This window comes from Dinoroseobacter sp. S375, from assembly GCF_049800775.1.
In the GTDB taxonomy this organism is placed as follows: domain Bacteria; phylum Pseudomonadota; class Alphaproteobacteria; order Rhodobacterales; family Rhodobacteraceae; genus Dinoroseobacter.
Genome location: NZ_JBNAFR010000017.1, coordinates 1 through 15,416 on the forward strand (window position 1 = coordinate 1; position 15,416 = coordinate 15,416).

Consider the following 15,416-nt stretch of genomic DNA (forward strand, 5'->3'; position numbering starts at 1 on the left):
CTGTCTAGTATGAGGCCGCCACTCAGAGTAACTTCAAGCTGACCGCTTCCGTCGGGGGATATTGAAAAGGTGGACTGCCTTGGGGGGTAGTCTGGAGGGTAGGCCCAATGATCAAACCTCGTCGCGCCGATACTGGTTCCATTTATCAGAATGTTGCAACCACTCTCGACAAATGAGCAGTACGTTGCCGCCAAATGCTTGCGAAGTTCTTCAATTGCGTCGTGGTCAAATCCTTGTCGCAGTTCAGAAATACGAACGATAGTTTGCCCTACTTCCCCTTCGTCTACACGCTTGGCCTCAATTTCCCAGTCTTCACTGCTTAACCAATCGTTGTCGATTACGATGCGTGTTGCGGGAGCGCTGTCGTAGCGAGAAACTATCTCGACCCGTTCACCTAGCGCGACACCAGCTCGCTTTCCGCCAACACCAAAAGTTCCGATTATCTCTTCAATTGAAATTTCGCGCGACGCACCCGGGGAGATCAGCAATCTCATCTGATCAGCTGGTACCCCGCCTGCATTGTCGACAACGGATATCTTTTGCCGATCCGCATTCATGAAAATATCTACTTGGGTGCCCGCAGGCTTTGAGTTTGCAGTCCAATTGTCGATTGCATTATCAACCAACTCACAAATCGAAGTGGTCAGGTCGTAGTCAGCAATTATAGAGAGGAACATCCGTTTTTCCGGCGTTCCGTCGATAGTGTCTGTGCTGCCGATCAATTTACTAATCTCGAATACCACGCTGAACTTACCGCACCATCTAGGGTTGTTCGATTTTACCTTGTTTTCAAGCGTTTTTCTCGTTCGGCTCCTGACAATCAAATTTCATGTTGCTGTCCAAGCGCAACGGTACGACACGCACCCAGCGCTAGTGAATGTGGGGAGTGGCAATCCTCCCACTCGCTCCAAACCCTGTCAGTGTCAACATGGCGGCTTTCGCCTACCCTGGTTCGTGGGGTCGAAGGTCAGTTTTCTCGATCTCCGCAAATCCTTGCTGCAGAGCGGCGAATGCACACTTTCCGCCCTCCAAGCCGAGCGCTCCTTTCCCAGAGGGAGAGAACTGCTGCGATCGACGGCGGCTCCACGCGTCTTGCCTTCTCCGATCTGTCGCGTCCAACGCCCCGGTCGCAGTCTGACCAGGACTGCGCGGCGGCGTTGTTGAGGGGACCGTGTCGGTTCGATGCGGATAGGCGCCTCGGGGCAGGTCTCAGGGGTTCGGGATGTGGCGGCCTCCGGGGACGGGCGCGACGCGTAGGGCGCTTATGCGCGGGCGGATCGCCTGTCCGGGCCCATGCCGGGATTGCAACCGGGGCTGTGACGGGCAAGGTGGGGGTCCCGGGGGATCTGTGCGGCAGGGGCGGCGCGCCCGGTGGATGAGGTGACAGATGCAGATTACGAAACTCGACCATGTCAATCTCCGCACGCGCCAGTTGGACGTGATGGTCGCCTGGTATCGCGATATGCTGGGCTTCACCGAGGCCGCGCGCCCGGATTTCGCCTTTCCCGGCGCGTGGCTTGCGGCTGGTGAGACGGTCATGGTGCATCTGATCGCCGTGGAGGATCCGGAGCTCGTGGGCTCCGAGGTCCCGCTCAAGCTGGAGCATTTCGCCTTTCGTGCCACGGGTGTTGCGGCGTTCGAGGCCCGGCTGACCGCCGCCGGAGAGCCGTTCCGCCGGGTCGATCTGGCCGCGACCCGCACGGCGGCGTTCAATGTCTGGGATCCGGACGGAAACCATATCCACGTGGATTTTGACCTCGACGGCTGAGGCCCCCCGGGGTCGGCCCGCTGCGCCCGGCCCCGCCCCGGAGGGATCGCGTCAGGCGATCAGCGTTTCGATCGCCTGCATCACCGCCTTGCGGTGTTCGGGATTGTCCGCGGCCCGATGGGGGGCGGCAAAGGCCCCGGCATCATTGTCGAAATACCGCCCGGACATGCCGGCAAAGCGTTCGCCGAGGCTGGCCTCGATCAGGATATCGGCCCCGATGGACAGGTCACTGCCCGCGACGCCGAACCCCTCCTTGACCATCTTGGAGGCCAGCAGCGATCCCGGATTGACCGCCACGACCAGCGGGCCGCCGGAAAGGGTGTCGGCCAGCGCGCGGGTCCAGATGGTGATAGCCAGCTTGCTCTGGGCATAGGCGGCCATGTCATCGAGCCGCGTCTCGCCCATCATCGCCGCGATCTCCACCGGGGCCTGGGCCGCCGAGGACAGGTTCACGATCCGCCCGGTCTGCGGAATGATCGGCAGCAGCCGCCGGGTCAGTACATAGGGCGCCAGCGTGTTGACCACGAAACGCAGGTCGAGCCCCTCGGCCGTGCGCGTCTCGGGCGCCTTCAGCACGCCCGCATTGTTGATCACCACATCCAGCGTCCCGTGATCGGCCCGGATCGCCTCGGCCAGTGCTGCGGTCTGCGCCAGATCCGACAGATCGGCGGCATGGGTCGCCACCCGCCCGCTGATCTCGCGCGCGGCGGTCTCGAGCTTGGCCGTGCTGCGCCCGTGCAGCAGAACATGATGCCCCGCGGCGGCGAGCTTCTCGGCGGTCAGCCGCCCGATCCCGTCGGTGGCACCAGTGATGAGGATGGTCTTGGTCATGGCAGGGGTCCTTTCCCGGCTCCGGCGGCCCGGCGGGTCCGCCCGTGAACTGTCAAACAGGCGCGGTCAGTCCGCGTAACGCACCAGCGTCCGGCTTTCGAGGCTCTGGCGCAGGGTGGTGACGCTCGCATCCTCGATCAGGTCGACCGCGCTATGGGGGACCGAGGGACGGCCGCGATTGTCATGGATGTTGAACACCGCCACCTCGTCCGGGGTCATCTTCGAGCGATAGAGCCATTCATGGCCCGCGCCGCCGACAATCCCCATGATCTGACCCTTGCGATCCGGATAGATCAGATCGAGCAGCAGCCAGTCCTCGCGCGGCACGCTGGCCGGGCGCAGAAAGCCCAAAGGCGCGGAGTTGACCGGGGCCCCCACCGGTCGCCAGATATTGATGAAGGCGTAATGCCCCGCCCGCCAGTCCGCCGCCCGATCCGGGCCGAGCAGATCGACCAGACGCTGCGCCGCGCCCTCGGGGCTGTAATCGCTGTGCACATTGCGGGCGGGTTTGCGCGCAGAGCTCGGGTCATCCACCCGCAGCGTGTGGTCAAAGACGATCACCTCCCGTGCGCCGACCGTCTCCTGCAAGAGTTCGGTGAGCTCGGCGTCATAGGTCGCCTGCCACCCGGTCCCATCGCGGAAATCGGTCACCGCCGAGGGCCGGGTGACAAAGCTTAGCCCGTCCTCGGCAAACCCCACCGTCGCCTCACCCGCGCGCAGATCGCGCAGGGCAATCGCGGTCCGGGCAATCTCGGGCCAGATCATCTCGCCGGCGACACCGCCCGCATCGATATGGAACGCCTGCCGGTGCGGCTTGTGAACGTGGTAATTGACATATCCCATGCGCGGCATCGCGGTCTCCTTTTCTGCGGGGCTCAGTCCCCTGAGGCGTGGCCCGCGCGGCCCCCGCGCGACGGATCCTGACCCGCGCGGGGGCGGGCAGGGCCGCTTGCCTTGTCATTTACACTTCCAAATCGCGAATAAAATGGGCGAAACTCGGGTTATGAATTCGCGAAACGGATATAATCATGGACACTGACAGCCTGCGCCTCTTCGTGCTGGCCGCCGAGAAGCTCAATATCAGCGCCGCGGGCCGCGCGCTCGGGATGGTGCCCGCCGTGGCCAGTGCCCGGCTCGCCAAGCTCGAGAAATCCATGGGGGCGGACCTGCTGCACCGCTCGACCCGCAAGGTCTCGATCTCGCTGGAGGGCTCCGAGTTCCTGCCCTTCGCCCGCGAGATCATCGCCCAGGAGGACGCCGCCCGCGCGGCGCTGGGGCAAAAGAGCCTCGATATCACCGGCACGATCCGCTTCACCGCGCCCAGCAGCTTCGCGCAGCGCTATGTGGCGCCGGTCCTGCCCGCCTTCACCCAGCGCCACCCGAAAGTGACCCTCGATCTCCGGCTGTCCGACGCGCGCTATGACCTGATCGATGGCAGCTTCGATCTGGCGATCCGCAATTTCGCGATGGAGGATACCAGCCTCAAGGGCCGCAAGCTGGCCGAGGATACGCGGATCCTCTGTGCCGCCCCCGCCTATCTGGACGCCCATGGCGTTCCGGACAGCCCCGAGGCGCTGGCCGGGCACAAGCTCGTGGCCTTCAAGGACCAGACCGCCCGCGCGCTGGCCGGGCCCGACGGGCAGCGGGGGCAGTTCGACCCCCAGACCGGCCATTGCCAGATCATCACCGATGACGGCATGACCCAGAAGATGGCGACGTTGGCGGGGGCGGGGATCTCGATGAATTCCCTGTGGAATGTCAGTGACGAGCTCGCTGACGGGCGGCTCGTGCGGGTCCTGCCGACCTTCGAGGTCGATGACGCGGCGGCGCTCTGGCTGGTCTATCCCAAGACGAATGTCCTGTCGCCGAAAGTGCGCGCCTTCATGGATTTCCTGATTGCGCAGATCGGCTCCTGCGCCGTGCTCGGCTGGCGCGACGCCTAGAAACGGCGCATTGACTTTGCGCGCGGCCCGGGCAGGGATCCCGCCCGGGCCGAGCGCGCCCTGTGTGCGGACCCGCCGGCTCAGAAGGGCGCAAACCCGTCCGATGGCGCGGTCGCGGCGCTCCAGCGCTGCTCCGGCGGGATCTCGGGCCGGGGGGCTTGCGGGGGCGGCACCTGCCCCTGCGCCCCGTAGAGCCAGAGCACGAAATTCGACCGCGACCCCTCGGTGATCGGCTCCGAGGCATGGGGCACGCTGCCATGGTGGATCAGCGCGGTGCCCGGCTCAAAGGTCAGCTTTTCCACCCGGCGCGTCGCCGGATCGATGAAGCTGACGGCAGAGCCCGAGAAGCTTTCGCCCGGCAGGTTCAGGTTGATGTTCAGCGTCACCGACGAGGCATCCGTATGGGGCCGCAGAGAGGTGTCCGTATCCGCCTGCCACTGGATCGAAAAGCCGAAGGTCTGGCTGTCATACCCCATCACATCCGGGAAGAGCATCCGCGAGATCGGGCGCATGTAACGGTTCATCAGCCCGCCATAGAAGGCCTGGAACCCGGGCGCGCCGAGATGGCCCTCGGAGCGCGGGTCGAGCATGGCGCCCGCCCGGTTGAGCGAGATGCCATAGGGCGGCCGCAGGGGGATCTCGGCGCGCGCGGCCTTGTCCAGATAGGCGCGCAGGACGGGCAGGGTCTCGGGGTCGAGAAACTGGGCCTTGTAGACCCCGGGAAAGACCTCGGTCCAGAGCGCCCGCACCTCCGTCTCCTGCGTGGGTGTGTGCCATGCGGCGTCCACGGCCCGCCGCAGCGCCGGGGCATAGAGGCTGTCATCCAAGGGCAAATCCCCGGGCGCCGCGGTCGCGTCCCATTCCGCCCAAGCCGCTTCGAACAGCGCGTCATTGCGGGTCCAGAAGTCCTGCACGGACGGCGCGCGCTGCAGCATCTCCTCCCGGCTGGGGCGGGCAACTCTGCGGGCCCGGTCCAGAACTGATTGTGTCATGAGACTCTCCGTGATCAGTCATATGTCGTCTGATCTGCAGCTATTGCACTCACGGATTGGTATAAATGGGGGTGAATGGATTTCAGAATTCGCGAAACCCGCATAAAAGCGCCCTTGGCCAAGGACAGCACCCGATCCGACCCGCACGCGGTCCCGCGACAGACACCATCCAAAGCTGTCTGATCCACGACCAGACCCGCCCTGCCCGCAGCTCCAGTCGCCACCAAGTTACCATAAGACCGATTACCCGCGACTCTCTTGCCCCGCTCCCGCCCGGCACCGCGTCCCCAAACGCGCCACCCCAAAGCGGTGCGCGTGGCGCAGGTGCGCGGCCTAGGTGGCGTCCGGCAGTTTGCGCGGTTGGCCATGCTCATCCAGCGCGACGAAGACGAAATCCGCGTCGGTCACCTTCTGCGCCTCCTTGCCAAAGCGTGGCCGCGCCCAGACATCCACATGGATCCGCATCGAGGTGCGCCCCACCTTCTTCAGCGTCGCATAGAGCGTCACCTCATCCCCGACCTTCACCGGCTGCAGGAACTGCATCGCCTCCACCGCGACCGTCGCCCCCCTGCCCTGCGAAACGCGCCCGGCCATGTTCCCGGCGGCCAGATCCATCTGCGACATCAGCCATCCGCCGAACACATCCCCCGCCGGGTTGGTATCCGCGGGCATGGCCACGGTGCGGATCACGAGCACGCCCTCATCCTGCTGGCGTCCGTGCAAACTGCGCTTGCGCGCGCGATCGAGGGCTGTGTCTTCGGTCATGGCGGTGCTGGGCTCCTGTCGCTGCGCTTGGCCCGCAGCCTAGCAAACCCGGAGCCCTTCGCGATAGTTTCCAGGTACGGGCCATGTCACCGACCCTCGGCACGGGGCCCTTGTGGCCATGCCCGAACCCACCGCAAGATCTAGAAAACCCTTGCGCGAATCCGATCCTTGCCCAATAGTCACGAAAAATCGCGGGAAAACGCCGCCAACCGTGAACACGTCGCGGATATGAGAGCAGATGCAGGACACAGACACCCTCAATGCGGTCATTAGACAGCATTCCGAATGGCTGGCAACCCAGTTGCACGCCCAGCGGGAGAACCTCTTTCCCCCGGATGCCGCCAAGACCATGCGCAAGTTCACCTCAGGCGAGGCGGCCAGCCTGCTGGGCGTGAATGACAGCTACCTGCGCAAGCTCCACCTGGATGGCAAAGGCCCCTCGCCCCAGCTGACCCCGGGCAATCGCCGCCAGTATTCCGCCGAGGATATCCAGGCCCTGCGCGTGCTCCTGCAGCAGACCGCCCGCAAACCCGGCGACTACCTGCCCGGGCGCCGCGAGGGCGACCATATGCAGGTCATCGGCGTGATGAACTTCAAGGGCGGCTCGGGCAAGACGACCACCGCCGCCCATCTCGCCCAACGCCTCGCGCTCAAGGGCTTCCGGGTGCTGGCCATCGACCTCGACCCGCAGGCCTCGCTGACCGCGCTCCACGGGGTGCAGCCCGAGATCGACCTGCCCGATGGCGGCACGCTCTATGACGCGATCCGCTACGAGGCCCCCTGCCCCATCACCGAGATCATCCGCCCGACCTATATCCCCAATCTCGACATCATCCCGGGCAATCTCGAACTGATGGAGTTCGAGCATGAGACCCCCCGCGCCCTCGCCCAGGGCGGCGCCGGTCTGTTCTTCTTCCGGGTGCGCGAGGCCCTGGCCCAGGTCGAAGACCGCTATGACGTGGTGGTGATCGACTGCCCGCCGCAGCTGGGCTTTCTGACCATGTCGGCGCTCTCGGCCTCCACCGGGGTGCTGGTGACGATCCATCCCGAAATGCTCGACGTGATGTCCATGTCGCAATTCCTGCGCATGACCGCTGACCTGATGGATGTGATCGCCGAGAGCGGCGCGGACCTGTCCCATGACTGGATGCGCTACCTGCTCACCCGGTTCGAGCCGACCGACGCGCCCCAGAACCGGATCGCGGCCTTCCTGCGCACCATGTATGGCGACAAGGTCCTCAACGCGACGCAGCTCAAATCCACCGCGATCTCCGATGCGGGCCTGACGAAACAGACCCTCTACGAGGTCGAACGCAGCGCCTTCACACGGGCCACCTATGACCGGGCGATCGAAAGCCTGAACGCCGTGAATGACGAGATCGCGGCCCTGATCCAGACCACATGGGGGCGCGGATGAGCGGCAAGAAGAAACGCATGTCCATGCTGGACAACCTCGCGGCGGCCGGGGCCCCTGCCCCGCCGAGCTCGATGCTGTCCACCAACCGGGCCCTGCGCTCGGCGCGGGATGCGGTGGATGGGCACAAGGTCTGGGATCTCGACCCGGCCAGCATCGACACCACGGGCCGCATGCAGGATCGCCTCGATATGAGCGACGTGGCCGGCCTGCAGGACGCGATTGAGGCGAATGGCCAGACCGTGCCGATCCTCGTGCGCCGCCATCCGGAGGATCCCGACCGATACCTGCTGGTCTATGGCTATCGCCGCCTCGTGGCGATCCAGCAATCGGACAAGGTCGACAAGGTCCGGGCCCTGATCGCGACGCTGGATGATCGGGCGGCGCAACAGGCCCAGATTTCCGAGAACATGGCCCGGCGCGACCTGTCCTATATCGAAAAGGCGCGCTTCGCCCGGCAACTGGTCGAGGGGGGCTTCGGCAGTCAGACCGAGGTGGCCGAGGTGCTGACCGTGGCGAAATCCTCGATCTCCATGGCCTTCGGCATTCTCGACATGGTGGGCGAGGATCTGGTCCTCGCCATCGGGCCCGCCCATGGCATCGGTCGCCCCCGGTGGGAGGCGCTGGGCAAGCTGATCACCGATCACCACCTGTCCCGTACGGATCTCGTGGATGTGGCCACGCGCAGTTTCACCCGGGCGGAATGGTCCGATGTGCTGGGCGAGGCCGCCCCGCCCTCGGATGACCCCTCCGTCGCCGCGTTCGAGGCGGTTCTGGCCGAGGCACAGACGCGTGTTCCGGCGCAACCCATTGAGAAAAAACAGGTAAAGCGAAAACAGGCGCACCGGGTTCAACTGGATCCCGCGCAGCGCGCCACCGTGACCCGCACGGCCAAGGGCCTGCGGTTCGACATATCCGAAGGGGCGTTTGCCGACTGGCTCGAAGACCAGGCAGACACCCTTTTGGCCGACCTTCACGCGCGCTGGCAAACGCGCGCGGAAGACCCCGAGCAGTAACAAAACAGGAGGCACGACCCAGACAAAAAGAAAGGTCCCGCAAGGACTGACCCCACGAGACCCAACTTGTTTCTAGCACCTTCAAGGTAGTCTCGCCGCCTTTTCTTCGCAAGTCCTAAGTGATTCGCGGGCCCTGTTCTGTTGTCTTCGTGACAATCAAAATGCACTACACGCCGATCACCTCGTTTCGGCGCGCCGTTTCGGCTGCGCATCTCAAACCCGTGGATCCGAGCCCGCCCCCCCTGCCCGTCGAGGCCGTCAACAAATGGGAAGTCCTGCGCGAACTGGGCGCGGCGCGCGTGGCGTTCGGCCTGTCGGACCGGGATCTGACCGTGCTCCAGGCCTTGCTGAGCTTCCATCCCGGCGCGGATCTCGCGGCGGAGGCTGAGGCGCTCGTGGTTCACCCCTCCAACAGATCGATCTGTGAGCGGCTCAACGGCATGCCCTGCTCCACCATGCGCCGGCATCTGGGGCATCTGGTTGCCGCGGGGCTCCTGCGCCGCAAGGACAGCCCCAATGGCAAGCGCTACGCCCGTCGCTACGGCGATGAGAAGATCGCCTTCGGCTTCGACCTCGCCCCGCTGGTCCAGCGCTTCGCCGAGATCTGCGCGGAAGCCGAGGCCGCCCGCGCCGCCGCAGAGGCCCATCGCCGCCTGCGGGAGAGCGTCAGCCTGATGCGTCGCGATCTTGTGGGGCTGGTGACCTACGGCGCCGAGATCCGCCCGGATCTGAGCCTCTGGGACCGTCTTTCGGATCTTGCCACGCTCACGGGCCGCGACCTACGGCGCAAACTCTCTCTGGAGGATCTCGGCGATTTGGCAGCCGTTCTGGAGATCGCATTGCGCGACGCGCGGGATGTTCTGGACCCGCCTGTCACAGAAGATCTGAGCAGCAATGATATCCAGAATGAGCAGCACCATCAGAATTCAAATACAGATCTTCATGATCTTGAACTCCGCTTAGAAAAGCGAAAGGCGGAGGTCGAAGGCGCGCGGATGTCCGATGACGCGCAGAGCGGAACGGGCGAGACGGATAGCGATCGGGCAGAGCCGCCAAGTTGCAACCTGCCGCTCGGTCTGGTTCTGGCCTCCTGCCCCGAAATCCAGAGCTACGCCCCGGATCGGATCCGCCACTGGCACGAATTCGTTAGGATTGCGGAAACCCTGCGCCCGATGATGGGGATCTCCCCCTCCGCCTGGCACGCCGCCCGCGACAGCATGGGCCCGGAACAAGCCGCCGTGGTTCTGGCCGCGATGCTCGAACGCGCGTCTGAGATCTGGTCTCCGGGCGGATATCTGAGATCCTTGACGATGAAGGCCGCAGCCGGCCAGTTTTCCTGCGGCCCGATGATCATGAGCCTGACCCGAAAGGCGGCGGCGTAAAGAGTTCACAGTTGTGAACTCGCTCCCGTGGGATGCTGTCGGATCTCCTAAGCGTGGACCTGGACCGCAATTCACCGAAGATTGGTTCTCAGTGAAAGGGCAGCGCGAAGGATGTCGTTCGAATGCCGGAGATCTCTGCGGAACGGGCAGACCCATCTCTCCCGCATGTTCGTCTGAGAAAAACACTGTGTCCAATGGCTAACTGTCCCCAAGTTTTTTCCGAGAGAATTTCTGCCGTCGCGCCAAAATTCTCTCGGAGCGCCGCGCTGGCATTTCTGTCGGTCGGTTGTCCTAGTGAGCAAAAGCCTAGGAGACGCGATATGAAGTTACACAAGACTGAAACCGCCCAGATCCTGATCGCGGGATTGCCCTGCGACATCGACAAGTGGAGTGTTCTGAGGAAGCTGGAGCGTTATGGTCCAAGTTGCGGACTCTCAGTCCAGGACCTGGATTTCCTGAGGCTTTTGATACGGCTTACGCGTCCTGAGGATTGGATGGCAGGAAACCGGCCTACTATCTATGCATCTAACCGGGTTCTGGCTGAACGAATTGCGAAAACCGAACGAACGGTTCAAAGACGCTTGAGTTCGCTCTTGGACCAAGGCCTCATGGCCAAGGTTGGTCCGGCGCATAGCCGCCGCTACGCTCGCCGCAATGCGCGGGGCGAAGCGGTCGTTTTTTCGGGGTTTGACCTGTCGCCGCTTGCGCACTGGTATCTGCGCCAACCCGATTGCTCAGAGGTTGAAGACGCCAAGAGCGACAGGTTTGACGCCCCTGTCGGACAGGTTTGTCGGTCACAAAGAGAGTCAGATCACTCATCAGAGACTCTTTGCTTCGAACACCGCGTTGAGGAGGGCGGTGTGGACAAGACTGGGTTTCTTGAGAAACGAGCGCGCTTTGGCTGACATGGCGCGCTGGCAGGCAATATCGATGCGTCTTTTCAAAGGATCGGCGTCTTTGAAAAGCAATCAAAGAAAAGGAGCAAACATGCCGAGAGATGGGACGCGTCGCGGCGCAGGACGCCCGATTGGATCCAGGAACACGCATTCATTTGCGGACATACGCGAGACATCGAAGGCGGTGCAGTTTCATGTGATGGCTATTTCAAACGTGCATCGATCCGAGGCAGTAATGAGCGATGACGGGGCGGGGGTGCGCTGTCGTCGGGTGTTGTCCTCTTTGGATCTAGGTGGGTCTTGACGCAGAGAGGCGGCGTTGCGGGGGGGCTATGTGCTGCAACGGGGGTTGTGGTCGGAAAATAGGGGGAAATGCAACACAAGGGGGGTTGTGGTGTTTGAGGCTGTCATAAGCTGGTTTGTGGTATGTTTGGCGTGTAATGTGAGTCACAACGGCGCTTGTGAAAAGAAAGATCCCAGATGGTGTCTCACATAGACAGGTATGATCAGAGTGACATGGTGGAATATCATTATGGCGCTTTCCCGCCGGCGGAGCTGGATCTGGGGCGGTTGATCGGACCTTTGGCGCGGGCGCAGGATGCGGTCTCGCGCTATGATCAGATGCTGCTATCGCTGCCCAATAGCGAGCTTTTGCTGGCCCCCATGCGCCATAACGAGGCGGTGATCTCGTCCCGGATGGAGGGGACGATCTCGACCGTGGACGAGGTCATGATCTACGAGGCGGATGCGGGGGAGGAGGCCGGAGAGGATGGCAGGCCCGCGGCCAGGGGCGATGCGATCGAGGTGTTTCTCTACAAGGAGGTTCTGCGCCGCGCGCAGGAGGCGGTGGCCCATGGCGAGCCGATCAATGAAGGGCTGATCAAGAATGCCCACCGGGTGCTGCTGAGCTATGGCCGCGGGGCAGGGAAGGGGCCCGGCGCCTATAAGGACCAGCAGAACTATATCGGGGATGACCGCCGCCGGATCCTCCATTTCAAGCCGATCAGCCCGCTGCACTTGCAGCCCGCCATGACCGAGCTGCTCCGCTTTATCGAGACCAGCGACATGCTGCATCTTTTCAAGATCGGCGTGGCCCATGTGGAGTTCGAGGCGCTGCACCCGTTCAATGACGGCAATGGCCGCATCGGGCGGCTGCTGATCACGCTGCTCTTGTGGAAGTTCGGGCTGATCCACAAACCGCATTTCTATGTCAGCGCCTATTTCGAGACCCATAAGGACGCCTATATCGCGCTGATGCGCGGGGTGTCGCGGGACGGGGACTGGACCGGCTGGGTCGCGTTCTTTCTTGAGGCGATTGCCGCTCAGGCGGCGGCGAACCTGGCCACGGCGCAGGAGATCACGGCGCTTTACGAAGAGATGAAAGCACCGTTCCGCGAAATCTCGGGCTCGAAATGGCATGTGGAGGCGCAGGACCAGATCTTTGAGAACCCGGTGTTCAAGAACAGCCATCTGATCAAGCGCTCAGGCATGCCGAAACATGTGGCGGTGCGGATCACGCGGCTCTTGCATGAGGGCGGGCTGCTGCGCGAGCTGCGCCCGGCGCGGGGGCGGCGCGGGGCGCTTTACATGTTCGAGCCGCTGATGGACATCGTGCGCGCCTGAGCCGGGCAGGGCAGGGCAGGGGGGGGGGGGCGCCCTGTCCCCGGGGTCAGGGCCGTCCGGCGACCCGGATGCTCAGATGGGACAGGCCGGGCTGAAAGGCGGCGGGGGGCTCGGCATCGGTGACGAGGATATCGCCCTCTTTCAGGTCCGGCTGGCGCAGGGCGGGCTTGCGGTCTGCGGGCTGAAATTTCGAGGCATCCACGGCCATGATGCAATGGCTGGCGCTGTCCATCATGGCGAAGGCCATATCGACCTCGCATTGTTCATGGACGAGGAACCCCTTGTCGGGATGGGCCATGGAGGCCGAGAGCAGGCAGTAATCCACCTGGCTCCGTTCCACGACCTGAAAGGCGGAGCGGTCGAAGGATGCCCCGTCATGGTCGCGCAGCTGGGTTCCGGCCATGGAGACATTGTTGCCGGGCACCATGGCCAGCGTGCTGGCGACGAAGGCGGAATTGGTCACGATGGTCAGGTTGCGCCGGTTGCGGAGCATCTGGGCGATGAAGGCCGAGGTGGAGCCGGTATCGATCACGAGGCTGTCGCCATCCTGCACGATCTCGGCCACCGTATTGGCGATGGCGACCTTGGCCTCGCGGTTCAGGGTCATGCGCGACAGGAAGGGTGGGTCGAGGGCGGATTTGTTCGATACCAGCGCCCCGTGCACCTTGCGCAGGGCGCCGCGCTCGGCCATGGGGCGGGTGACGCGCCGGATGGTCTGGTCCGAGACGCCCATGATCTGCGACAGCTCCTGCACGGTCACGGTGCCGAGCATATCGACCCGGCGCAGGATCTCTTCGCTGTATTTCGAGGTGGGCGCGGTCATGTCTGCACAAGCTCCAGCAACTCTGCGTGTAACTCCGGTGTGGCCGCGGTGAGCGTGCGCCCGTCCGAGGTCAGGGACAGGGGGCGGCCCTGCCAGTCGGTCATCACGCCGCCCGCCGCCTCGACCACGGCGGCCACGGGCAGGTAATCATAGGGCTGCAGGCCGTAATCCACCACCGCATCCGCATGGCCGCTGGCCACCAGCGCATGGGGGTAGCAATCAGCACCCAGCCGTCGCAGCCCGCCCGCCCGCGCCAGCCGCAGGGCGGTGTCGGGGATATCGGCGAGCATCCGGTCCATTTCATTGAGACAGAGCCGCGCCGTGGCCAGCTCGCGGCAGTCGGAGGCTACGATGGGCGCGCCGTTGAGGGTCGCCCCGACCCCGCGCGCCCCGGCATAGAGCTCGCCCAGGGCGGGCATGTTGATGATGCCGAGCTGCGGGCGCTGCGCGGCCACATAGCCGATCAGCATGCCAAAGAGCGGCAGGCCCGCGATGAAGGACCGGGTGCCGTCGATCGGATCCACGATCCACATGGCGTCATCGTTGCCGGTCTGGCCGTATTCCTCGCCGAAGATCGTCTCGCCGGGATAGGCGGCCTGCAGGGCGTCGCGGATCGCGCGCTCGGTGGTCTGATCGGCGATGGTGACCGGGCTGTCATCGGATTTCTGCGTCACATCGAGCGGTTTGCGAAATCGCGCCATCGCCACGGCGGAGGCGTCTGCCGCGATGGTCCGGGCGGCTGCGAGACGGGTGTGCAGGTCGGTCATGGGCGCTTTCGCAAGAGAGGGGCTTTGATCTGATGTGCCTCTTGAAAGATCACTTCGCAATCAAAAACAACAAGTGGGCAACCGTTTTGTTGATTTTTGTTGATTTTGGCCAGAACTGTTGTTGAATGCAGGGATCAGGCCGGTGCGGGGCTTTAGACCCGGGAACAGCAGCGTCGGCATCCAACCGGAGTAATTTCATGAAAAAACTGTCCGCCCTGACCGCCCTTTGCCTTGCGACGAGCCCGGCGCTTGCCGCCGATTCCAGCGATCCGATCAAGCTGACGCTGCATGACTGGTCCGGCCAGCTCATCACCACCACGCTGATGGGCGAGGTTCTGGAGGCGGCGGGCAACAACGTGGAATACGTGCAGGCCGATTACATCGCGCAATTCGCCGGGCTGAAGACCGGGGATCTGCATCTGGCCATGGAGATCTGGGAGACCACGGGGCGCGAGGCGCTGGACGAGGCCGTGGGCTCGGGCAATGTGGTGAATATGGGCGAGACCGGGATGCTCGCCATCGAGGAATGGTGGTATCCGGCCTATATGGAGGCGCGCTGCCCCGGGCTGCCCGATTGGGAGGCGCTGAATGCCTGCGCGTCGGAATTCGCCACGGCAGAGACGGCCCCGTTCGGGCGCTATCTGGGCGGCCCGGTGACATGGGGCGGCTTTGACGAAGAGCGGGTCGAGGCGCTCGGCATGGATTTCGAAGTGGTCCATGCGGGCACGGATGCGGCGCTGTTCGCCGAGCTTGAGGCCGCCTATCAGCGGCAGGATCCCATCGTGCTCTGGGTTTATGCCCCCCATTGGGCGCCGGCGAAATACGAGGGCAGCTTCGTGGAATTCCCGGCCTATTCGCCGGAGTGCTATAACGACCCGTCGACGGGCATCAACCCGAACGCGGCCTATGATTGCGGCAAGCCCACCGGCCCGATCTGGAAAGCCGCCTGGGCCGGGCTGCCCGAGGCATGGCCGAAGGCCGCCTCGGTGATCGAGGCCTTCACCATCTCGAACGAGGATATGGGCGCGATGGTCGCGGATGTGGACCTGAACGGCAAAACCGTCGAGGAGGTCGTCGCCGCATGGATGGCCGAGAACGAGAGCACCTGGAAAGGCTGGATCGGCGAGTAAACGGCCCTGCGCGGCCCGTGAACGGACCTGCCCTGCGGGGCAGGTGCCCCCCGTCTCGACGGGTGC

The 15,416-nt window shown here is 64.0% G+C and carries 15 protein-coding genes; 8 read left to right on the forward strand and 7 right to left on the reverse strand.

The window, feature by feature from the left end:
• On the reverse strand, window positions 1-743 hold a 743-nt coding region (locus ACP150_RS21380; RefSeq protein WP_424968752.1), incomplete at its 3' end, for an ATP-binding protein.
• 644 nt (window positions 744-1,387) lie between these two features.
• On the opposite strand from ACP150_RS21380, the gene ACP150_RS21385 reads away from it, so the two are divergent.
• On the forward strand, window positions 1,388-1,768 hold the full coding sequence (locus ACP150_RS21385; protein ID WP_424968753.1) for a VOC family protein: 381 nt from the start codon (window positions 1,388-1,390) through the stop codon (window positions 1,766-1,768).
• A 51-nt stretch (window positions 1,769-1,819) separates the two neighbouring features.
• Here ACP150_RS21385 and ACP150_RS21390 read toward each other — a convergent pair whose 3' ends face one another.
• Both ACP150_RS21390 and ACP150_RS21395 read right to left on the reverse strand, forming a co-directional pair.
• Window positions 1,820-2,599 carry an SDR family NAD(P)-dependent oxidoreductase gene (locus ACP150_RS21390; protein ID WP_424968754.1) on the reverse strand — a complete coding sequence of 260 codons (780 nt, stop codon included), beginning with the start codon at window positions 2,597-2,599 and terminating at the stop codon, window positions 1,820-1,822.
• 66 nt (window positions 2,600-2,665) lie between these two features.
• On the reverse strand, window positions 2,666-3,451 hold the full coding sequence (locus tag ACP150_RS21395) for a CmcJ/NvfI family oxidoreductase (protein WP_424968755.1): 786 nt from the start codon (window positions 3,449-3,451) through the stop codon (window positions 2,666-2,668).
• A gap of 176 nt (window positions 3,452-3,627) precedes the next feature.
• Between ACP150_RS21395 and ACP150_RS21400 the strand changes: the two genes are divergently transcribed.
• The gene (locus tag ACP150_RS21400; RefSeq protein ID WP_424968756.1) at window positions 3,628-4,542 is read left to right on the forward strand and encodes a LysR substrate-binding domain-containing protein; all 915 of its coding nucleotides are present in this window, start codon (window positions 3,628-3,630) and stop codon (window positions 4,540-4,542) included.
• 80 nt (window positions 4,543-4,622) lie between these two features.
• Here the strand turns inward: ACP150_RS21400 and ACP150_RS21405 are convergent, their stop codons facing one another.
• A complete protein-coding gene (locus tag ACP150_RS21405; protein ID WP_424968757.1) occupies window positions 4,623-5,534 on the reverse strand; it encodes a 2OG-Fe(II) oxygenase in 912 nt (303 codons plus the stop codon).
• 333 nt (window positions 5,535-5,867) lie between these two features.
• Window positions 5,868-6,299, reverse strand: a complete 432-nt coding sequence (locus tag ACP150_RS21410) for an acyl-CoA thioesterase (RefSeq protein ID WP_424968758.1) — start codon at window positions 6,297-6,299, stop codon at window positions 5,868-5,870.
• A 238-nt stretch (window positions 6,300-6,537) separates the two neighbouring features.
• On the opposite strand from ACP150_RS21410, the gene repA reads away from it, so the two are divergent.
• The 5 genes from repA to ACP150_RS21435 all read left to right on the forward strand — a co-directional run bounded on the left by repA (window position 6,538) and on the right by ACP150_RS21435 (window position 12,630).
• Window positions 6,538-7,716: a plasmid partitioning protein RepA gene (repA, locus tag ACP150_RS21415; RefSeq protein WP_424968759.1), complete on the forward strand. Its 1,179-nt coding sequence runs from the start codon at window positions 6,538-6,540 to the stop codon at window positions 7,714-7,716.
• The gene (gene repB / locus ACP150_RS21420; protein WP_424968760.1) at window positions 7,713-8,729 is read left to right on the forward strand and encodes a plasmid partitioning protein RepB; all 1,017 of its coding nucleotides are present in this window, start codon (window positions 7,713-7,715) and stop codon (window positions 8,727-8,729) included. Before repA ends, repB begins: the two co-directional genes overlap by 4 nt.
• Window positions 8,730-8,890: 161 nt before the next feature.
• Complete coding sequence (gene repC, locus ACP150_RS21425) at window positions 8,891-10,111, forward strand: plasmid replication protein RepC (RefSeq protein WP_424968761.1); 1,221 nt, start codon at window positions 8,891-8,893, stop codon at window positions 10,109-10,111.
• A 320-nt stretch (window positions 10,112-10,431) separates the two neighbouring features.
• A complete protein-coding gene (locus ACP150_RS21430) occupies window positions 10,432-11,016 on the forward strand; it encodes a helix-turn-helix domain-containing protein (RefSeq protein ID WP_424968763.1) in 585 nt (194 codons plus the stop codon).
• 507 nt (window positions 11,017-11,523) lie between these two features.
• Window positions 11,524-12,630: a Fic family protein gene (locus tag ACP150_RS21435; RefSeq protein WP_424968764.1), complete on the forward strand. Its 1,107-nt coding sequence runs from the start codon at window positions 11,524-11,526 to the stop codon at window positions 12,628-12,630.
• Window positions 12,631-12,676: 46 nt separating this feature from the next.
• Here the strand turns inward: ACP150_RS21435 and ACP150_RS21440 are convergent, their stop codons facing one another.
• Entirely contained in the window at window positions 12,677-13,453 is a 777-nt protein-coding gene (locus ACP150_RS21440; RefSeq protein WP_424968765.1) for a DeoR/GlpR family DNA-binding transcription regulator, read from the reverse strand.
• Window positions 13,450-14,220 carry an inositol monophosphatase family protein gene (locus ACP150_RS21445; protein WP_424968766.1) on the reverse strand — a complete coding sequence of 257 codons (771 nt, stop codon included), beginning with the start codon at window positions 14,218-14,220 and terminating at the stop codon, window positions 13,450-13,452. The genes ACP150_RS21440 and ACP150_RS21445 overlap by 4 nt, the downstream gene beginning before the upstream one ends.
• A 197-nt stretch (window positions 14,221-14,417) precedes the next feature.
• On the opposite strand from ACP150_RS21445, the gene ACP150_RS21450 reads away from it, so the two are divergent.
• Window positions 14,418-15,350, forward strand: coding sequence for an ABC transporter substrate-binding protein (locus ACP150_RS21450; protein WP_424968767.1), 933 nt, complete (start codon window positions 14,418-14,420; stop codon window positions 15,348-15,350).
• Window positions 15,351-15,416 lie beyond the last annotated feature (66 nt).